19 protein-coding genes are annotated in these 18570 nt (G+C 71.2%); 5 read left to right on the top strand and 14 right to left on the bottom strand.

What is annotated here, in order from left to right:
• Positions 1–4 precede the first annotated feature (4 nt).
• From ACZ466_RS16300 to ACZ466_RS16280, 5 genes are all read left to right on the top strand, one after another.
• Positions 5–340, top strand: a complete 336-nt coding sequence (locus tag ACZ466_RS16300; RefSeq protein ID WP_378289803.1) for a hypothetical protein — start codon at positions 5–7, stop codon at positions 338–340.
• Entirely contained in the window at positions 297–1700 is a 1404-nt protein-coding gene (locus ACZ466_RS16295) for a cytochrome P450 (RefSeq protein ID WP_464043812.1), read from the top strand. The genes ACZ466_RS16300 and ACZ466_RS16295 overlap by 44 nt, the downstream gene beginning before the upstream one ends.
• A gap of 169 nt (positions 1701–1869) precedes the next feature.
• On the top strand, positions 1870–2172 hold the full coding sequence (locus ACZ466_RS16290; protein WP_378286420.1) for a DUF1330 domain-containing protein: 303 nt from the start codon (positions 1870–1872) through the stop codon (positions 2170–2172).
• Positions 2173–2174: 2 nt separating this feature from the next.
• Positions 2175–3203, top strand: a complete 1029-nt coding sequence (locus ACZ466_RS16285) for an LLM class flavin-dependent oxidoreductase (RefSeq protein ID WP_378286419.1) — start codon at positions 2175–2177, stop codon at positions 3201–3203.
• A gap of 3 nt (positions 3204–3206) precedes the next feature.
• Entirely contained in the window at positions 3207–4139 is a 933-nt protein-coding gene (locus ACZ466_RS16280; protein WP_378286418.1) for an LLM class F420-dependent oxidoreductase, read from the top strand.
• Positions 4140–4752: 613 nt separating this feature from the next.
• On the opposite strand, the gene ACZ466_RS16275 is transcribed toward ACZ466_RS16280, so the two are convergent.
• The 14 genes from ACZ466_RS16275 to ACZ466_RS16210 form a co-directional block, all read right to left on the bottom strand.
• Complete coding sequence (locus tag ACZ466_RS16275; RefSeq protein ID WP_378286417.1) at positions 4753–5535, bottom strand: hypothetical protein; 783 nt, start codon at positions 5533–5535, stop codon at positions 4753–4755.
• Positions 5532–5849 (bottom strand): hypothetical protein, encoded by a 318-nt coding sequence (locus ACZ466_RS16270; protein ID WP_378286416.1) that lies wholly within the window; start codon positions 5847–5849, stop codon positions 5532–5534. Before ACZ466_RS16270 ends, ACZ466_RS16275 begins: the two co-directional genes overlap by 4 nt.
• A 26-nt stretch (positions 5850–5875) precedes the next feature.
• Positions 5876–6409 (bottom strand): nuclear transport factor 2 family protein, encoded by a 534-nt coding sequence (locus tag ACZ466_RS16265; RefSeq protein ID WP_378286415.1) that lies wholly within the window; start codon positions 6407–6409, stop codon positions 5876–5878.
• The gene (locus tag ACZ466_RS16260) at positions 6402–7652 is read right to left on the bottom strand and encodes an aromatic ring-hydroxylating oxygenase subunit alpha (protein WP_378286414.1); all 1251 of its coding nucleotides are present in this window, start codon (positions 7650–7652) and stop codon (positions 6402–6404) included. The genes ACZ466_RS16265 and ACZ466_RS16260 overlap by 8 nt, the downstream gene beginning before the upstream one ends.
• Positions 7653–7680: 28 nt before the next feature.
• Positions 7681–9183, bottom strand: a complete 1503-nt coding sequence (locus ACZ466_RS16255) for an amidohydrolase family protein (RefSeq protein WP_378286413.1) — start codon at positions 9181–9183, stop codon at positions 7681–7683.
• The gene (locus ACZ466_RS16250) at positions 9180–9641 is read right to left on the bottom strand and encodes a (2Fe-2S)-binding protein (RefSeq protein WP_378286412.1); all 462 of its coding nucleotides are present in this window, start codon (positions 9639–9641) and stop codon (positions 9180–9182) included. Before ACZ466_RS16250 ends, ACZ466_RS16255 begins: the two co-directional genes overlap by 4 nt.
• Entirely contained in the window at positions 9638–12610 is a 2973-nt protein-coding gene (locus tag ACZ466_RS16245; RefSeq protein ID WP_378286411.1) for a molybdopterin cofactor-binding domain-containing protein, read from the bottom strand. Before ACZ466_RS16245 ends, ACZ466_RS16250 begins: the two co-directional genes overlap by 4 nt.
• On the bottom strand, positions 12607–12846 hold the full coding sequence (locus ACZ466_RS16240) for a hypothetical protein (RefSeq protein ID WP_378286410.1): 240 nt from the start codon (positions 12844–12846) through the stop codon (positions 12607–12609). Before ACZ466_RS16240 ends, ACZ466_RS16245 begins: the two co-directional genes overlap by 4 nt.
• Before the next feature lie 88 nt (positions 12847–12934).
• Entirely contained in the window at positions 12935–14080 is a 1146-nt protein-coding gene (locus ACZ466_RS16235) for a hypothetical protein (protein WP_378286409.1), read from the bottom strand.
• Positions 14081–14182: 102 nt separating this feature from the next.
• Positions 14183–15049 (bottom strand): ABC transporter permease, encoded by an 867-nt coding sequence (locus tag ACZ466_RS16230; protein WP_378286408.1) that lies wholly within the window; start codon positions 15047–15049, stop codon positions 14183–14185.
• A gap of 53 nt (positions 15050–15102) precedes the next feature.
• Positions 15103–15888 carry an ABC transporter ATP-binding protein gene (locus ACZ466_RS16225; protein WP_378286407.1) on the bottom strand — a complete coding sequence of 262 codons (786 nt, stop codon included), beginning with the start codon at positions 15886–15888 and terminating at the stop codon, positions 15103–15105.
• Complete coding sequence (locus ACZ466_RS16220) at positions 15885–16727, bottom strand: aspartate dehydrogenase domain-containing protein (RefSeq protein ID WP_378286406.1); 843 nt, start codon at positions 16725–16727, stop codon at positions 15885–15887. Before ACZ466_RS16220 ends, ACZ466_RS16225 begins: the two co-directional genes overlap by 4 nt.
• Positions 16724–18121 carry a gamma-glutamyltransferase gene (locus ACZ466_RS16215; RefSeq protein ID WP_378286405.1) on the bottom strand — a complete coding sequence of 466 codons (1398 nt, stop codon included), beginning with the start codon at positions 18119–18121 and terminating at the stop codon, positions 16724–16726. The genes ACZ466_RS16220 and ACZ466_RS16215 overlap by 4 nt, the downstream gene beginning before the upstream one ends.
• Positions 18118–18555, bottom strand: a complete 438-nt coding sequence (locus ACZ466_RS16210) for a VOC family protein (RefSeq protein ID WP_378286404.1) — start codon at positions 18553–18555, stop codon at positions 18118–18120. Before ACZ466_RS16210 ends, ACZ466_RS16215 begins: the two co-directional genes overlap by 4 nt.
• Between the last annotated feature and the right edge of the window lie 15 nt (positions 18556–18570).

The following is an 18570-nucleotide window of genomic DNA, read 5'->3' as shown; positions in this document are numbered from 1 at the left end:
AGAGATGCCGGACACGCTCCTCCCCGCCGAATTCTCCGATCTGCAGCCTTTCGCCGAGACCTGGTGCCTGGCCACCGAACCCGAGCGCTGGGCACAGCGCATGGCGAGCACCATGCCGCAGATGCAGGAGTTCTACGACGCCGGGTTCCCGCGCATCCAGGACGCCCTCGCCTACTGCGACAAGTTCCCCCTCGACGACCTCACCGACGACGCACGCAACCTGCTCCACCTGGTGCACTCGATCACCATGGTCGCGATGTGCGTCGAGATATGGCACCAGCCCAAGGTCATCAACGGTGCCGACGCCGAGATCCACCGCATCGGCGAGCCCCCGCCCTGACGGCAAGGGCCGCACGAGGCCGGTCAGTCAGTCCGAGGCGCGGCAGCAGGCGCGCAGCATCGAGAAGGCGGTGAGCACGGTGGACGATGTCGAGGCGGTCGACTTCTTCCGGGGTGAGGAACTGGTCGAGGACCCCTACCCCTACTTCGAGGCGCTGCGCGGGCAGTGCCCGGTCCAGCGCGAACCCCATCACGACGTGGTGATGGTGACGGGGTACGACGAGGCGGTGCAGGTGTTCAACGACACCGAGACCTTCTCCTCGTGCACGTCGGTGACCGGCCCCTTCCCCGGTTTCCCCGTCCCGCTGGAGGGCGACGACGTCTCCGAGCTCATCGAGCGGCACCGCGACGAGCTGCCGATGAGCGACCAGCTCCCGACGTTCGACCCGCCCGTGCACACCGCGCACCGCGCGCTGCTGATGAAGCTGATCACCCCCCGGCGCCTGAAGGAGAACGAGGGCGCCATGTGGCGGATCGCCGACGGGCTGCTGGACACCTGGCTGCGGGGCGGCGAGGGCGAGTTCATCAACGGGTTCGCCAACCCCTTCACCCTGCTGGTCATCGCCGACCTCCTCGGCGTCCGCGAAGAGGACCGCGAGGAGTTCGCCGCCGTGCTCCAGCAAGGGCACAAGGCGGGGGGCGGCATCGGCGGCACCGGTGAGAAGAGCCTGGCGCACACCCCGCTCGAATACCTGTACGGGCGCTTCACCACTTACATCGAGGAGCGCCGCCGCGAGCCCCGCGGGGACGTGCTCACAGGGCTGGCCACCGCGACCTTCCCGGACGGCTCGACCCCCGACGTCGGCGACGCGGTGCGGGTGGCGGCCAACCTGTTCGCGGCGGGCCAGGAGACCACCGTGCGGCTGCTGGGCTCGGCGCTCAGGATCCTCGCCGAGAACCCCGACCTGCAGCGGCTGCTGCGCGAGGAGCGCGACCGCGTCCCCAACTTCATCGAGGAGACGCTCCGGTTCGACAGTCCGATCAAGGGCGACTTCCGGCTCTCCCGCGTGCCGACCACGGTCGGGGGGGTGGACATCCCCGCGGGCACCACGCTGATGGTGCTCAACGGCGCCGCCAACCGCGACCCGCGCCACTTCGACGACGCGCAGACCTTCGACGTCGGCCGCAAGAACGCCCGCCACCACATGGCGTTCGGGCGGGGCATCCACACCTGCCCCGGCGCGCCCCTGGCCCGCGCCGAGGCCCGGGTCGCCATCGAGCGGCTGCTGGACCGCACGACCGACATCAGGATCTCCGAGCGCGTGCACGGCCCGGCCGGCGAGCGCCGCTACCGCTACATCCCCACCTACATCCTGCGCGGCCTGACCCGCCTGCACCTGGAGTTGACCCTCCCCCGATGAAGGTCTCGACCGACGAGGACAACCGCCGCGGGCACGGGGTCTGCTTCGCGGTGAGCCCCGAGGTCTTCGACCGAGGTGCCCCACGAAGCGGTGAGAACCGCCGCCTCCCAGTGCCCCGAACGTGCCATCGCAGTGGAGTGACCGCAGGCCGGAACACTAAGGAGAGCCGATGCCCAAGGGATATGTCATCTTGACCGAAGCCATCAAGGACCAGGCGGCGATGGAGGAGTACGGCCGGAAGTCGGCGCCACCGCTGATCGAGTCCCGTGCCCGCGTCCTGGCGGTCGATACGGAGCCGCTGACCCTGGAAGGGGAATGGCACGGGAACCGGACGGTCGTCCTGGAGTTCGAGTCGGTCGAGGCGGCTCACGCCTGGTACGGATCGGAGTCCTACCAGGAGGCCCTGCCGCTCCGCCTGGCCGCGGCCGACTGCAACCTCGTCATCCTCTCCGGCTTCGAAAGGCCCGCGTGACCATGACGACGAGCACCGACACGACCGGGCCGGAACTGTCCTGCGGGCTCCCACCGGGGCCGGACTTCGCCGATCTCGCCGTGCTGGCCGAGGACCTCGGCTACGCCAGGGTGTGGATCTACGACTCGGCGCCGCTGTGGGAGGACCCCTTCGTCCATCTCGCCCTCGCCGCGGAACGCACCACCCGCATCGGGCTCAGCACCGCCGTGCTCATCCCCGGTCAGCGGTCGGTGATGGCCATGGCCTCAGCGATCGCCGCCATCGCCCGCCTCTCCGACGGACGCTTCCGGGCGTGTTTCGGCACCGGTTTCACCGCCCGCCTGGCGGTGGGGCAGCGCCCCATGACACTGGACGCGCTCGCCGGCTACGTCACCGCCCTCCGCCGGCTGCTGGCCGGGGAGACCGCCACCGTGGACGGCGGCCGCGTCCGGATGCTGCACGCCGACGGCCTGGCCGCGCCCCGTCCGATCGACGTGCCACTGTGGCTCAGCGCCTTCGGCCCGCGAGGCACCGCGCTGGCCGGCGAGGTGGCCGACGGGCTCATCGGACCTCCGCACCCCGCCCTCCCCACCGCGACGATCATCAACGGCACCGTCCTCGACCCGGGCGAGGACCCCGCGTCCGACCGGGTCCGGCAGGCGGTCGGACCGTGGCGGGTCGTGGACTGGCACAACGCCTACGCCAGGGGCGGAGCGGAGGCGGTGGACGCCATGCCCGGCGGCCGCGCCTGGCGCGAAGAACTCGAGGCCCTCGCGCCAGAAGGTGAGCGCCACCTGCTGACCTTCGAAGGCCACGTCACGCACCTCCCCGCCCGCGACCGCCCGCTCCTGGAGCACATCGACATCACCACCATGGTCGGCGACGCGGCGAGCATCGGCAGGAAACTGACACGGCTCGGCGCCGCCGGCTTCCACGAGGTCATCTACACGCCCACCGGCCCCGACGTGGCCCGGGAACTGCGCGCCTTCGCAGCCGCCCACCGGCCGCAGGCGAACCCGGCTCCCCGACGGTCAGGGCTGCCCGTCCCCTGACCGGTGGGCGAAGCGCCCGTACAACGCCCGATCGTGCGCTCGACGAAAGAGGAGTTCATGGACCTGTCCGGAGTCGGTGTCTGGAGCACCCATCTGCGTTACGGCGACCAGGCCGAGTCCGCGGACGCGGCCGCCGAACTCGAGGATCTGGGATTCCGGGCCCTGTGGATCCCTGATGCCGGCGGACCGGTCTTCGACACCGCCGGCCGCCTGCTGACCGCGACCCGCCAGACGATCGTCGCGACCGGAGTCCTCAACCTCTGGATGCACGACCCCGCCGATGCCGCCGCCGGCCACGCGACCCTGTCCGCCGCCCATGGAGACCGGTTCCTGATGGGCATCGGGGTGAGCCACCCGTCCCGGGTCGAAACCGCCGGGTCCGGCCCCTATGGCAAACCCCTGGCCACGATGGCGGCCTTCCTGGACGACCTGGACCGCACCACCCGGCCGGTACCCGCTGAGACCCGGGTCCTCGCCGCCCTCGGCCCCAAGATGATCGAGACCGCCGCCAAGCGCGCCCGCGGAATCCACACCTACCTCGTCACGCCCACGCACACCAGACGGGCTCGCCAGGCTCTGGGCGAGGGTCCACTCGTGATCCCGGAGCAGACGGTGATCCTGACTTCGAACGCGGACGAGGCCCGCGCGATAGGAACCGAGTGGCTGCGGCGCTATCTCGCCCTGCCGAGCTACGCCTACAACCTGGTGCGCCTGGGCTTCCTGCACGAAGACCTGGAGAAGGTGAGCGACCGCCTTTTCGACGCCCTGATTGCCTGGGGAGACGAGGAGGCCATCAAGCGCAGGGTGGACGAGCACCATGCCGCCGGTGCGGACCATGTCTGCGTACAGGTCCTCACCGCCGACCCGAGCGCCTTCCCGCGCCAGCAGTGGCGCCGCCTCGCCCCCGCTCTCTGCTCGACTGCGCGCCGTCCATGATCGCATCGGTCTCGGGCCGGTCTTGACCGACGTACCTGATCCCCGCCGTCGCTTCACCGGGCGCCAGGCATCGTCAAGCGGGGGATCATCGGCGGTCACAACCTTGATCAGGGGCTCTCCGTGCCCTCGGGCGGGGTCGAGGCGGAGGAGTCCCTGGGGGTTTCCGCGGGCCCGGCGTCGGCCATAGCGGCTGCGGTGCCGGCCAAGGCGTCGGCGCCGTACGCGCGGACCTGCCGCCCACGAATGGCCGGGCGTCCCCTTGGCCGGGCCTCTTGCAGGAACATACGGGGGCTTGTGTCCAGGAGCCCATCGCTCATCCCGTTCGCTGCTCGGCCAGCGGTGGCCTGCAGCCTCGGCGATGGCAACGGGATCGGCCCCGACCGGACGAGATGCTTGAGCCGTTCTTCGCGGTCACCCCGCCCACGTAGTTGCTGCGGTGTCTTCATGCTGGATCTATGCCATGCCCACTTTGGCGCCGATCGCCATGGGGAGTGTCGAAAACCGTACAGACCCGCCACCGGCACCTGAGCCGCCGGCCACGACACCGGCGGGCGCCCGTCCTCCCGCAGGACGGGCGCCCGCCCAGCGCCGCCCGGCGCCGGACGTCTCGGGATCAGTAGGTGAACATCCGCTCGCCCATGAGGAGTTTCAGCGGTTCACCGTCGAAGCGGTGTGCGCCGGCGGCGAACTCACCGCCCTCGAAGAGCTCGCCGTCCAGGTCCGGGTCGCCGGTGGCGGTCACGCTGACCGGCTGGGTTCTGCTCAAGGAACCCGGCTTGACCAGGGACAGCTCGGTGAAGCCGGCCGCGCCGAGGGCTTTGAGCAGCGGGTCCAGGGCGGCCAGCCCGGCGCCGTAGGTGGACCAGACCACGACCGCGCCCGGTGCGCAGAGCCGGGGGAGCATACGCACCGTGCGGAGCGTGTCGTCCTGGCCGATGCTCGCGAACGGCCCGCTGATCAGCAGCATGTCGGCCGGCACGGCGCCCAGGTAGGCGTCGGTCGACCCGGCGTCGGCCACGATCACCTCGACGTCCTGGAGGTCTGTACTGCCGATGGCGCCGTACAGGAACGAGGCGTTCAGCGGCTCAAGTTCGATCATCCGCACCGCCAGGTCGTGCCCGCGGGGATGGCTGATCAGCACCGGCAGCAGGTCACGGGCCTGACCTGAGCAGATGCTGACCGCCTTCAGCCGGTGTGGCGGGGCGGCGTCGAGCACCGTGGAGATGATCTCCTGTACGGCGCCGAGCCGGTCGGTCTGCACCGAGCGGATCTCGTCGTACGGAGCGTGCCAGGTGTACCAGGGCTGCTCCTTGAGCGCCGCACCCGGCGGGAAGCCGGGCAGCGTGGTGGCCCCGGCCGGGTGTTGCGGCGCCGGGGCACCGTCGAACGTGCTCATCGAGCGGGGAGGCCCAGTCGCTGCAGCCGGTCCTGGGCCGTGCCCTCGATGACGCACTCGAGCTGTTCGGCGTTCAGCGTGGCCATGCCCTCGATCTTCTTCTGCGCCAGGTGCTCGGCCTCGAACGCGGCCATCGACTCGAAGCGGGCCTCCAGCACCAGGTGGTGCAGCCCGCCGAAGGCCGGCGCCCAGATGTCGTACGGGGTCAGCCCGGCCCCGGCCAGTAGCTCGTTCTTCTTCTTCTGCAGCTCGGTGAAGCGGGGCAGGGTGCCGAACTTCAGGTTCCGCATGATCTGGTGGCGGTAGGTGAGCACGTCTGTTCTCTCCAGGTTCTGCTTGTCTACGGGGTCTGCATGTGCGGAACCTTCACCCAGCCCTGGTCGAACGGGGTGGTGAAGAAGTTGTGCACCCGCATGTACGAGAGGAGCCACATGCCGTTGACGCGGCGGAAGTCGTTGTCGTACTTGCCCGCGATCCACAGCGGCTGGTCACCGCGGTAGGTGCAGGCCTGGAAGTACATGAACCGGCCGGTGGCCTTGTCCGGATCGCCGTCCACGCCCACCTGGATCGCCGTGTTGGTGACGAAGTGCGCGGAGAACGGCATGCGCTCGACGTTCCGGTCGAACTTCTTGATCAGTGCCTCGTGGCCGGTCGCGGCCCAGCCCGGGTTGCCGTGCGGGCCGACGCTCTCCCAGGAGCCGTCCTCGGTGAAGAGCGCTGCGACCTTCCGGCCCTTGCCGGACTCGGCGTCGGTCGCGGCCATGTAGCCGACCATCAGCTGTTCGATGGCCTTCTCCGACTCCAGGACGTCGACCCTGGCGGCCAGGGCCGCGACCAGGGCGCCCACGTCGGTGTCCGCGGCGAGGTCAGTCATCGAGCTCCTCCAGAGCCTTCTGGTAGCGGGTCAGCAGCCAGGTGTTGAGCTGCGGGATATTGGATTCCATCCAGGAGAGGGGGCCGCGGGGCGCGTAGCGGGAGTTCAGGCCCTCCTGGACGGCGGCGGTGGTGACGGCGTCCTGGTGGATGGCCAGGGCCTTGCGCTCCATGAACTTCTCGTAGGCCTCGTGGAAGCCCGGCTCCTCGACCGCGCTCTTCGGGTAGAGGTTCACCCGGCGCAGGTTCATCGAGCCCGGGCCGTTCGGGTGGATGAAGGCCAGCTGCACGAACGTCGGCTGGAGGATGGAGAACAGCATCGGCGGGATGGAGGCGAACATCACCCGCCTGCGCTGCTCCTCGCCCAGGCCCGGGATGATCTGCGTGGTGCGCCTGCCGTCGGTGCTGGCCAGCCCGGCGTTCTCGTCGAGCAGGTAGGTCGGGTGCATGACCTGCCCGTCGCCTTCGTCGAAGGTGATGAAGCGGGCGTTCTTCGCCGGCGCCGCCTCGTGGACGCCCCGGTGCACATAGCTGGTGTGGTACGGCTCAAGGGCGTTGTCGTGATGGATCTTCCAGTTCCACTTCTGGTCCTTGAACTCGACCGGCTTGAGCGGCACCAGCTCCGGGATGCCGAACGTGCGCAGTTCCTCGTCCATCTTCGCGAGGGTCGGCGCGAGCGGTGCGGCGTCGTCGTCGAAGTTGATGAAGACCAGTCCGTGGAAGATCTCGTGCCGGATCTGGGGCAGGCGGATGGTTTCGCGCAGCCGCTTCACCGGAACGGTCGCGGTCATCGAGGGTGCCGCGACCAGCTTGCCGTCCAGCGTGAACTGCCAGTTGTGGTAGGGGCAGACCATCCGGGTGGACGAGACGCAGGTCAGTGACTTCCCCTCGGCCTCCCGCCGCTCCGCCGCCAGGCCGCCGAAGATCGGGTGGCCGCGGTGCCGGCAGACCGCCGACATCACCCGGATGCCGCCCGCCGTGTCGCGCAGCAGGACGATCGGCTCGCCGATGATGGTCATCGGGAGCTGGTCGCCCGGCTCCGGCACCTCGCCCACGTGGCCGACGCACAGCCACTCCCGGGAGAAGACGGCCTCCTTCTCGAACTGCCAGAAGGCCTGGCTGGTGTAGACCTCGGCGGGCAGCAGCCGGGCGGTGGCGACGGGGTCGGTGACGTGGTCGACGTCGGACAGGATCCGACGGGCCTCCGCGATCACGTGTGGTTCCAGGCGCGCGATGCGACTCATGGTTCTCCTCGGGATCTTGTATCCAAAGCTATCCGACGTTTGTTTCGTCAAAATGTCGTGGGGGCGAACCCGGTCGGGGCGTGGAGCGAGTACGGCGCGGTGCGCGGCTGCGCCAGGGGCGCACGACCGGGATGCCGGCCTGGCCGGTGATGCGCGCGGCCCGCTCGTTCACCTCGTGCACCATGGATTGCTCCTCGGCGGGATCGAGCCAGTCGGCGACACCGTCACGGATCACCACCCGACCGGCCACGAGCACGGTGTGGACGTCTCGGCCGGTCGCCTGCCAGGCCAGCATCGCGGCCAGGCTGGGCGCCGGATTGAGGTGCGGCGCGGCGGCGTCCAGCAGGATCACGTCGGCCCGCAGACCGGGAGCGAGGGCCCCCGCCGTCCCCTCGAGGCCGGCCGCGCGGGCACCGCCGACCGTGGCGATCTCGAGCAGTTCCTCGGCGGTGATCGCGCCCGCGTCCTGGTTGACGGCGCGCTGCAGCACACCCAGGGTCTTCAGGTCGGAGAGCAGGTCGCAGCCGTCGTTGCAGTTGGCGTCGTCGGTGCCGATCCCGACCGTGATCGAAGCCTGCAGCATGGCGGGCACCGGCGCGATGCCCGAGCCCAGCACGCCGTTGCTCACCGGCTGGGTGGAGATCCGGGCGTCCGCGGCCGAGATCGACCGCAGGTCCCGCGGCTCCAGATGCACGCCGTGGCCGATCAGCAGGCGGTCGTCGAGAAGGTGGTGAGAGGCCAGGTACTCGACGGGGGACATCTCGGCGACCGGCCTGTCACCCGGGGTCTCGGCCAGATGCAACGCCCAGATGCCGTCGTGCTCGTGCGCCCAGGCCCGGCTCTGGGCCAGGGCCCTCAGGCTCGCCGTCCCGGCGGTGGACGGGGAGGCGCAGACCCGGATCCGTCCCGCGGCCGCCCGATCGTGCCGCCGGTACATCTGCTCCAGATCGGCCAGGATCGCATCGGTGTCACGCAGGACGGACGCCGACCGCACGCCGGGTTCGCGGGCCCTGACCGTGTTCATCAGATCCGGAGACCCCGGTCGGCGGGCGTCGCTGAACATCCGGGCGTAGACGGCGCGGATGCCGGTTTCGCTGAGGACGCGCACCGCCGTGTCGATCGCCGGGAGCGGGTCGAACGGGTGCACATGGTCGTTCAGCACGACCGTGGTCACCCCCGCACGGAGACTCTCCAGCACGTAGTGCCGCAGTCCCAGCTCCAGGTCGGCCAGTGTGTACTGGGCCAGACCGGGATAGAGATCGTTGAAGAGCCAGTCGGTGAGGTCACGGTCCTGGTTTCCGCCGGCCCGCAGCAGGATCTGTGATCCGTGGGTATGCGCGTTGATCAGCCCGGGCATCACCACCGAGCGGGCCGCGTCGATTCTCTCGCAGGCTTCCGGAAGCTCCACCTCGTCCGCGGCGCCGACCGCGATGATGGTGTCGTCCTCGATCAGGACGGTGCCCCGGTCGAGGACGCGGCGTTCGGCGTCCATGGTGAGGACTCGGCCGCCGACGATGGCTTTGAGGGTCATGCCTCGATCCCGCATCCTTCGATCTCACGGTGGGCTAGGAGGGTGGCCGCGACGATGGCCGCATAACCGGTGCAGCGGCAGAGGTTTCCGTCGAGTGCGCGGCGGACCGTCGCGGCGGTCAGCGGCTTCTCATGGCGCTCGCGCAACAGGGCCGACAGGGTGACCAGCATTCCGGGCGTGCAGTAGCCGCACTGGACCGCACCTTCGGCGGCGAAGGCCTCGACCAGCCTCGCATCGGCCGCGGTCTTCACCGTCGCTACTTCGCACCCGTCCGCCTCGGCCGCGCTGACCAGGCACGACGGAACCGGGGTGCCCTCCAGTAAGACCGTGCAACTGCCGCAGTGGCCGGCGTCGCATCCGGTCGGCAGCGGGTGGGCGGCGGCTTCGATCAATTGCCGCAGGCTCGACCAGGGATGCGCGTCGGCGTTGACCGGTTCGCCGTCCAGGGTGAATTTCATGGTGTCGCCTCCAGGACGCGGCGTACGAGAACGCCGAACAGGTGCGAGCGCTCGGCGCAGGCCGCGGCCACCTCGTCGAGCGGTGCCCGCTGGGCGAGGAGCCGCTCGGCGTCGTGCAGGCGCTCGGGCCGTGCCGTTCGCAGCCGCGCGACCAACCGGACGCGGGGGGCGTGCGCCGCCGGGCCCGCGGGCGCGGATCGGCGCGGCCACGCGATCGCGACGGCCGCCTCGGGCGCCGCGACGGTGGGACGAACGCCGGTGCGGGCGTAGCGCAGGCGCCGCGGGATGTCCGCCTCCACCGCGATGACCAAGCCCGGGTCGGTGCCGCTGAGCACCTCGTCGAGGCCGACCGCGCCTTCCGGGGTGATGAGGACCGCGCCGGTGGCGAGGAGGGGCACGGCGAGGTCGCGGCGCCCGCCTTCGGCCGCGAGGAGATTGCCGACGATCGTCGCCCTCCGGCGGACGGCGGCGGTGGCGAACCAGCCGACGTCCTCCGGCAGGAGATGAGCGATCGTCCGGGCTCGGTGAACCGTGGTACGGGCATCGAACCGGATCCGTCCCTCGCGGATCCTCGGAGGTTCCGGAGCGATGCCGCTCAGCGGGATCAGCGTGGTGGGGCGGAGCGTGCCGGTGTTGAACCGGGGCAGCAGCGCGGTGCCGCCGGCCAGCACGATGGCGTCCGGGTGCTCGCGGTACATCGCCTCGGCCTCGGCCCAGGTGCGGGGCCGCAGCACGACGCCCGGACGCGCGGTCCGACTTTCGGCGCCGGGAGCGGAACGTGCGTGATCACGGGGTACTCGGTGAGTTCGGCCGGCGGGGATGCTGTTCACCGGAGTGCCGGCGGCCGCTCTCAACGCGGCGGCCACGGCCGCCGGGCTGGAGACCAGGGGGCCCTCGCCGATCCCCTTGGCTCCGAACGCCAGCCGCTCGTCCGCGTTCTCCAGCGGAACGGCGATCACCTCGGGGACGTCGCCCGCCGTCGGCAGCAGGTAGTCGCCGAAACCCGTGACCTCGGGACGGCCTTCGGCGTCCACGGGGATCTCCTCGAACAACGCCAAGCCCGCACCCTGCACCGAGCCGCCGATCAGCTGGCCGCGCACGCCGACCGGGTCGATGGCCCGGCCCACGTCCTGCGCGACGACCAGCTGCACGAGCCGGGCCGTGCCGAGCTCGACGTCCACGTCCACCACCGCGCGGTGCGCCACGAGCTGGAACGCCTGGTGGAGGGTGCCGGTGCCGCTGACCTTGTCCGCCTCCTCCGTCGCCATGCCCGGGTTCGTCACCTCCGCGTTCAGCACGGTGCCGCCCAGCAGCTCGGGCAGGCCGATCGTCTGCCAGTGCGGGCGTCCCCGGGCTTCGGCCAGTTCGGTCAACCGGGCGAGCAGTTGACGGCAGGCCAGGTCGGCCGCTCCGCCGCTGGCCATCGACTGGCGGCTGGCCTTGGAACCGCCCGCGTCCGGAAGACGCGTCGTCGCGTCGTCCAAACGAACGGGGATGCCCGGGAAGTGGCTTCCGGCGATGCGCGTCAGCACCGACCCGACGCCCTGGCCCACCTCCGCCGCCGCGCTGAGGATCGTCAGGCCGGTGGCGTCGAGCCGGAGCCTGATGCCGGCCGGGTCGGGACGGCCGTCGCCGAGACCCGCGCTCTTGACGCCGATCGCGTAGCCCACGCCTCGTCGTGAGGTGTCGTGCCGCGCCGTGCCTGACGGCAGGGGGACGTCGTCCAAGGCGGACAGGACCGCGGAGGGGGAGGCCGTCCCGGTCAAGGGCTGGTGACTGGTGGAGAGCGGCTCGTTCCGGGACAGCAGGTTGCGGTGGCGCAGCGCGCGCGGGTCCAGGCCCAGTTCGGCGGCCAGCAGGTCGATCGTGGACTCGATGCCGAAACACACCTGCGTGGCGCCGAATCCGCGGAGGGCGCCGGAGACCGGGTTGTTGGTGTAGACCGCCCGGGTGCGGACGCGCACCGACGGGATGCGGTACGGCCCGGCGGCGAAGTAGTGCACGATCTTGCAGATCGGCAGGGACGTGCTGGCGTAGGCGCCGCCGTCGAGCAGGATCTCGGCGTCGAGGGCGACCAAGCGGCCGTCGTGGTCGGCGGAGAGGGTGTAGTCCATCGTCGCCGGGTGCCGATGCGGGTGGGCCTTCAGAGACTCGGCCCGGCCGTAGACCGCGCGAACCGGGCGCCCGGTCCTCAGCGCGGCCAGGCAGAGGTGGACGTGCAGGGTGATGTCCTCGCGTCCGCCGAACGCCCCGCCCACCCCGGCCAGGCGCACCAGCACCTTCTCCGGCGGCAGGCCCAGGGCGAGGGCGATCGAGCGGCGGTCCTCGTGCACGTCCTGCGTGGCCACGTCGAGCACCACCGAGCCGTCCGGTCCGGGAGTCGCGAGCCCGGCCTCGGGCGCGAGGAAGGCCGCGTCCTGCCTGCCGGTTCGCCAGCGGGCGCCGACCTTGACCGGGCCGTGCAGGCCGTCCCCGTGCCGCAGGTCCAGCTCCGTGACCAGGTTGGAGGCCGGCCCGACCAGCGGAGCTCCCGCCTCCAACGCCAGGAACGGGTCGAGAAGCGGCTCGGTGGGCCGGATCACGGGCTCGACCAGTTCGGCCATGCGCCGTGCCGCTTCGGCGGTCTCGGCCACCGCGAACGCGATCGGCTCGCCGGCGTACCGGATCCGGTCGATCGCGAGGACCGGGGTGTCGGCGACCTTGAGCCCGAGCAGCCGCGAGCCGGGGACGTCGCCGGCCGTCAGCACCAGCCGTGCACCGGGGACCCGCATCGCCGCATCGACCCGGACGCCGTCCAGCCGGGCGCTCGCGATCGTGCTGCGCACCGTCACGCCGTGCAGTTCGCCCGGGGCGTGCAGGCCCGTGGCATAGGGGAAGTCACCGGCGAGTTTCGCCGCGGCGTCGGGCCGGACGCCGCTCGATCCGACCCTGAGGCCGGAACCGGGGCCGTTCGGAGTCCGCCGGCTCATCGGGCCACCCGAGGGGTGCGGCTCAGCGGTGCGGTCAGAACGACGGCGCGGCAGGTGAAGCCGCCGAGTCTCGGCGGCGCCGCGGCCAGGCCCCGGCCTGGTGGGCAGGACGGCCCCGCGGCCGGGACCTGGACGCCGAGGCGCAGAACCCATCGCCCGGCGGCGGTGAATCCGATCGCCGCGTCGGCGCCCTGGGTGTAGCCGGTACCGGCGGTGGTCTCCGCCACGGTCGCCACGGTGCTCCTTCCGGCGGTGTGCGGGTGAAGAGGGCCCGAGCCGCCGGGGGTTCGCGTTCCCGGCAGCCTGGGCGTGCAGTGCGGTGGATCAGCCGGCCAGCCCGATGGCGGGGTCGACGAACTCGTTGGTGAACAGGTCGGCCGGCTTCAGGCCGTCCTTCACCGACTTGTTCTGGTTCGCCAGGATCGGCTTCAGGACGTCGATCATCTTCTGCATTCGGGCCGCGTCGAAGTTGCCCAGCGTGCCCTTGGCGTCGTTGGTGATGAGCTTGCGCTCCTTGATCACCTTGATCGCGTCGGCGTTGAGCCCGGCCGAGGTCTTGCTGGGGGAGCTGAGCTCCTCGTTCATCGTGGTGATGCGCTTGGTGATCGGCGTCGGGTCGGCCAGGTAGCCGGCCGTGGCCTTCTGCGCCATCGGCACGAACGCCTTCAGGCAGGAGGAGTGCTTCTCGATCTGGTCCGGCACCATGGAGAGCATGGACGCGTAGTTGTGGTAGCCCGAGTCGTACACCAGCAGCGAGCCGATCGGCTTCTTCCACTGCGCGTACTCGTTCGTGAACTTGTACGGCTCACTGGTGATCAGGCCGGACTGCACGTCCTTGCCGCCGTCGGCGATGAAGGTGTCGGGCCCGCCGCTGTAGGAGCCGTCGAGCTGGCTCTTCTTGATCTGGCCTGAACCGACCAGGTAGTCCATGTAGGTGGAGCCCTCGAAGTAGAGCACCTTGGCGTTGGTCTTGCCGATGTCGGCGATGCTCCGGAAGTCGTAGGTCGCCGGGTCGAAGACCAGAACCTGCGGGTCCTTGTCGAAGTAGTTCATCACGGCCTTGGTCGGCTGCTTGGCCGAGTTCTGGATCGCCTCGTCCGAGGCCAGCAGGCCGATGTTCATCGTGTCGCTGTCGTCCGCCGTGTAGAGCTGGGTGGTGACCTGCTGGTTGCCGGTCAGCGGGCCGCCCGCGCGCACCTCGACCTTCACGCCCGCGACGTTGCCGGAGTAGACGCCGGCCTTCTTGTCGAACGTGCCGTTCGGGCCGATCAGGTTGTACATGCCTCCGTACTCGGCCTCGGGGAACCAGCTGGTCTGGATCGCGATGGTCGAGGGGCACTTGGCGTCGACCAGGGCGCCGGTACCGGAGCCGGCCGCGGCGCCGTCCGATCCACTGTCACCGCCGCCGCAGGCGGCCGTCGCCGCGAGCATCAGCACCGTCGGCACGATGAGGAGCATCTTGCGCTTCATGGTTCTCCTTGGAAGAGGGCAGGGCAGAGCTGTTCGAGGGGCGGAGCTGTTTGAAGGGCGGAGCGGTTACCAAAGGCGGGAGCCGGTTCAGAGGCGGAGCGGTCAGTCCCGGACGGAGGCGTGCCAGTTCTTCAGGACCCGCCGCGTGATCAGCGTGTTCAGGATGAACAGCACCAGGCCGAGCAGGGACGAGAAGATCAGCGCCGTGTAGAGCCTTTCGGTCTCCAGGTTGGTGCGGTAGACGTCGAGCAGCCGGCCGATGCCCGGGTCACCCTGGCGGAAGAAGAAGTCCGCGACGATCGCGCCGATCACGGCCAGACCGCCCGAGGTGCGCAGACCGGTGAGGACGCTCGGCATGGCGGAGGGGAGGTCCAGCCGCCAGAACCGTTCCAGGCGGCCGGTCTTCATCAGCGTGAACAGGTCGCGCTGGCTCGGCTCGACCGACTGCAGGCCGAACAGGGTGCTGGTGATGATCGGGAACAGGGCGAGGATCGTGCAGATGATGATGCGGCTGGACGAGCCGTAACCGAACCACAGGCCGACGAGCGGGGTCATCGCCAGAACCGGGAGCGTCTGCAGGATCACGGCGTAGGGATAGAACGAGCGCTCCACCCACTTCGCCTGCGACATCATGATCGCGAACAGGGTGCCGACGCAGATCGCGATGGCGAAGCCGGACAGCGCCACGATCGCGGTCGTCCGCAGGCCCTCGAGGATCTCGCTGAGGTTCTCCCAGTCGAGCATCCCGACCCTGACCACCTCGTGCGGGGGCGGCAGCAGGAACCGGCGGCGCTCCGACAGCAGCACGTAGGAGACCAGGTACCAGATGCCGATCGCGGCGAGGAAGACGCCGATCGGGGGCAGGACGGTCCTCAGCGTGCCGGTCAGGCCGCCGGACTTCTTCGCGGCGACGCCAGAGGTCGCCGGAGCGGCCACCACGGCGGCGGCCGGGGTGTCGGTGGTGGTCACTGTGCTGCCTCCCGCGCTGGGCTCGGTCTCGGTCCGGGTGGCGGGCCGCGCGCTCACGCGGCGGCCCGCAGGCACTCGCCGATCTCGCCGGTCAGCCGCGCGAAGGCCGCGTCGGCGCGCAGCGAGGGTTCGCGGTCCGCGTCGAACGGGACGTCGAAGTCACCGACGATGCGTCCCGGCCGGGCCGACATCACCACCACCCGGGTGGAGAGGAACGCCGCCTCGGCGATCGAGTGCGTGACGAAGACACCGGCGAAGCGCTGAGCCCGGAAGATGCGCAGCAGCTCACCGTTCAGCCGCTCCCGGGTGATCTCGTCGATCGCGCCGAACGGCTCGTCGAAGAGGAACAGCTCCGGGTCCAGGGTGAGCGCCCGCGCCAGACTGGCCCGCATCTTCATGCCGCCGGACAGCTGGCTCGGGTAGTTGTCCTCGAATCCCTGAAGCCCGACCATCTCGATCGCCGCCTGTGCCTTCTCCCGCCGCACCGGCTTGGCCAGGTGCTGCAACTGGGTGCAGAGCTCCACGTTGCCGGTCACGGTGCGCCAGGGCAGCAGGGTCGGGTCCTGGAACACGTAGCCGATGGCGTCGGTGGACACGTCCATGCTGCCGCCCGTCCGGGTCTCCAGGCCCGCCGCGATCCGCAGCAGCGTGCTCTTACCGCAGCCGGACGGGCCCACGAGGGAGACGAACTCACCGCGCCGCACGGCCAGGTCCACGTTGTCCACCGCGTGCACGCCGGTGCCGAAGCGCATGTCGACGCCGCGCATGTGCAGCAGAGTGCCGTGCCGGGCCGAACGCTTCTCGTCCTTCGCCGGAGCGGCGGTCGCCTTCGTGCTCATGTTCTGTCCTCGGTGTCGTGGCGGAAATCGTTGGCGGGGTGCACCAGTAGTCCGGCGCCGTGGCCGGCGGCCAGCGACTCCAGCAGGGTGACCACCGACCAGGGGGTGACGGCGGAGGTGCGGCCCCCGGAGCCGGGTGCGACCGCGTTGGTCACTCCCAGCTCGTACTCACCGAGCGGTGAGGACATCGTCACCAGGTGCCGGGTCCGGGCGGCGGCGGGATCGGCGACCATCACCACGGTCACCTCGTCCAGCCCGATGGTGGCCAGGGCCAGGGCGACCGCGACGTTGGCCGTCCTCGGGTACTCCCTCGCCGCGCTCCGGGCCGACCCGCGGAAGACCTCGATCGGACGGTCGGTCTCGACGCCGAGCGCGGACGGGCGCTTCGTCGTGGTCAGCACCACCGACGCCCGTACCGGCCGGTCGCCCGCGAGCCGTCCGGCGGGCGCGCTCAGCGCACGGCCGGCGGCGGCGAACAGGTCGAGGCCGCCGATCGCGCCGGACGGCACGAGCACCCGCCCGGTGCCGTCGCCATCGGCCAGTTCTCGGGTGAAATCAAGGTCGGCGAGGACACCGCACGAGCAGAGGACGACGTCCACCCCGGCCGCGATCGCCCGTGGGACCCAGGCGCGGGCCGCCTGCGCCCCCGCCGACTCGACGAGAACGTCGATGCCGCTGAGCAGGTCGGCGGGTGACAGGGCCGTGGTGGAGCGGATCGTGCCTGCCGGGGAGCAACCCGCGATGTGGCCCGCCCCCAGCAGGTCGGCGATCGTGCCGCCGAGCGCGCCGACGCCGAGGAGACCCACCCGCAGACCTCCGGTCATCCCGATCGTGCTCATAGCGCGACCGCCGCGGCGTCCTGGCGCGGGTCGGCGGCGGCGACCAGCGTGCCGTCGGCCTCCCGCCGGACGATCGTGTGAGCGGACCGGGCGCCGAACTCGGCCAGTTGCGCGCCTTCTCGCGACAGGTCGCCTCCGGCGGCGAACTCCCACCGCGGCGAGGCCAGGGCGGCGCCGAGCGCGGCGGGTGTGAAGTCGGGCGTGGGCCGCAGCAGCCGCTGCAGCACTTGGGCGTTCCAGGGCACCTGCTGCTCGCCGCCGGGCGTGGCGCCGAGGACCCAAGAGCCGGTGGTGTCCCGGGCGCCCCAGGCGTGGAGCGTGGTCGGCGGCCGGGATCCCGGATGGGGGGCGTTCGGGTGGTCAGGGATGAAGGTGAAGCCGCGGCCGGCCCGGTTGGACAGCACCAGGTCCAGCCCGGGCACCACCAGTCCGCTGCCGTACCTGGGGAACGAGTTGGAGTGCACGAGTACCACGAGGTTGCCCTCGGCGTCGGCCGCGGCGATCGTGGAGGTACCGTCGACCAGCGCGGGCGGGCGGCCGGTGGGGGCGCGAAGACCGGTCAGGGCCGCCCTCACCGCCTCCGGCGCGGAGCCCGCGGCCAGCGCCTCGAGCAGGGCCGGGCCGTAGGTCGGGGCGGGGGTGGCCCAGACCTCCGTCCCCTCGATCAGCGCGTATCCGGCGTCCGTCTCCAGCGGCGGGACCGGCCGCAGGTCGGCCATCTCCAGGACACCGCCGTGCCCGGCGACGTAGGTGCAGATCCGCTCACCGAGCGCACCGGTGAAGAGCTCGGCGCCGCGGCGCGCGAATTCGGCCAGGACGTCGGCCAGGCCGGGCAGGCGCACCCGGGAACCGGGCGGGATCGGGCCGCTGGAGGGAGAGTAGCGGGTGCCCTCCGGCTGCCAGGCGGTGAGCACGTCGAGGGACTCGGCGACCAGCCTGTGGTTGACCGAGGACCAGCTGAAACCGCGTCGGGCCAGGTCGATCGCGGGCTGGGCGAGTGCGGCCAGACCGAGCCGGCCGCGCGCGGCCAGGGCGGCGTAACCGGCGGGGGCGCCGGGCACGCCGACCGACAGCGGGCCGGTCACGGAGCGGGCCCAGCCGCCTGCCGCGGCGGCCTGGTAGAGCCGGGCCGGGGCACGGCCGATGGAGAGCAGGGATGCCGGACGATCGGCGCCTGGCCCCAGGTGCAGGGCCACGACGTCACCCGCCAGGCCGCATTTCGACGGCAGCAGGACGGTCTCGGCCAGGGCGGCGGCCACCGCCGAGTCGAATGCGTTACCGCCCTGGAGCAGCGTCGCGGTGCCGACCGCGGCGGCGGGGCGCACACCGGTCGCGATCGCGCCCAGGGTGCCGGAGGCGACCGCCCGTCGCGCCAGTTCGGCGTGCTGCGTCATTCGCCCGGGTTCACTTGGCTCGGACCGTAGTGGCGCAGTTCGATGGTGTTCCCGTCGGGGTCGTCGACGTACAGCAGGTCGGCCGGGCCCAGCGCGCCCCAGCGGCGGTGCGGGCCGTCGGCGCCCGCGAACTTCTCCTTCAGCGCGTACAGGTCGGTCTCGTCGATGACCAGCGCGAAGTGCGAGACGTTGGTGCCGGTCGCCTCGTTGCGGGCGTCCAGATCGAGGATCTGGCCGGGGCAGACCTCGACGGAGGGGAAGGGCACGGTGCCGGCGCGGAACTCCTCCAGCCGGTGCACGAGAAACCCGAACTTCTCGGTGTACCAGCGCACCGACGCCTCGGGATCGGTCACGCGGAGGACGATGTGGTCGATCTGCTGGACCCGCACGAGCGCGGTGTCGAGGGTGGCGGGGATGGAGGAGTACGCGATCATGGGGATTTTGTATCC

This window comes from Actinomadura rugatobispora (genome assembly GCF_055379765.1).
The sequence above is the reverse complement of the archived record's forward strand: the minus strand, read 5'-3'. Positions and strand labels throughout refer to the sequence as shown.

Excerpts from the sequence above, each read along its gene's own strand:
- ACZ466_RS16300 (WP_378289803.1), top strand. The coding sequence starts at position 5 with ATGCCGGACACGCTCCTCCCCGCCGAATTCTCCGATCTGCAGCCTTTC.
- ACZ466_RS16290 (WP_378286420.1), top strand. The coding sequence starts at position 1,870 with ATGCCCAAGGGATATGTCATCTTGACCGAAGCCATCAAGGACCAGGCG.
- ACZ466_RS16285 (WP_378286419.1), top strand. The coding sequence starts at position 2,175 with ATGACGACGAGCACCGACACGACCGGGCCGGAACTGTCCTGCGGGCTC.
- ACZ466_RS16275 (WP_378286417.1), bottom strand. The coding sequence starts at position 5,535 with ATGAGCACGTTCGACGGTGCCCCGGCGCCGCAACACCCGGCCGGGGCC.
- ACZ466_RS16265 (WP_378286415.1), bottom strand. The coding sequence starts at position 6,409 with ATGACTGACCTCGCCGCGGACACCGACGTGGGCGCCCTGGTCGCGGCC.
- ACZ466_RS16260 (WP_378286414.1), bottom strand. The coding sequence starts at position 7,652 with ATGAGTCGCATCGCGCGCCTGGAACCACACGTGATCGCGGAGGCCCGT.
- ACZ466_RS16255 (WP_378286413.1), bottom strand. The coding sequence starts at position 9,183 with ATGACCCTCAAAGCCATCGTCGGCGGCCGAGTCCTCACCATGGACGCC.
- ACZ466_RS16250 (WP_378286412.1), bottom strand. The coding sequence starts at position 9,641 with ATGAAATTCACCCTGGACGGCGAACCGGTCAACGCCGACGCGCATCCC.
- ACZ466_RS16245 (WP_378286411.1), bottom strand. The coding sequence starts at position 12,610 with ATGAGCCGGCGGACTCCGAACGGCCCCGGTTCCGGCCTCAGGGTCGGA.
- ACZ466_RS16235 (WP_378286409.1), bottom strand. The coding sequence starts at position 14,080 with ATGAAGCGCAAGATGCTCCTCATCGTGCCGACGGTGCTGATGCTCGCG.
- ACZ466_RS16225 (WP_378286407.1), bottom strand. The coding sequence starts at position 15,888 with ATGAGCACGAAGGCGACCGCCGCTCCGGCGAAGGACGAGAAGCGTTCG.
- ACZ466_RS16220 (WP_378286406.1), bottom strand. The coding sequence starts at position 16,727 with ATGAGCACGATCGGGATGACCGGAGGTCTGCGGGTGGGTCTCCTCGGC.
- ACZ466_RS16215 (WP_378286405.1), bottom strand. The coding sequence starts at position 18,121 with ATGACGCAGCACGCCGAACTGGCGCGACGGGCGGTCGCCTCCGGCACC.
- ACZ466_RS16210 (WP_378286404.1), bottom strand. The coding sequence starts at position 18,555 with ATGATCGCGTACTCCTCCATCCCCGCCACCCTCGACACCGCGCTCGTG.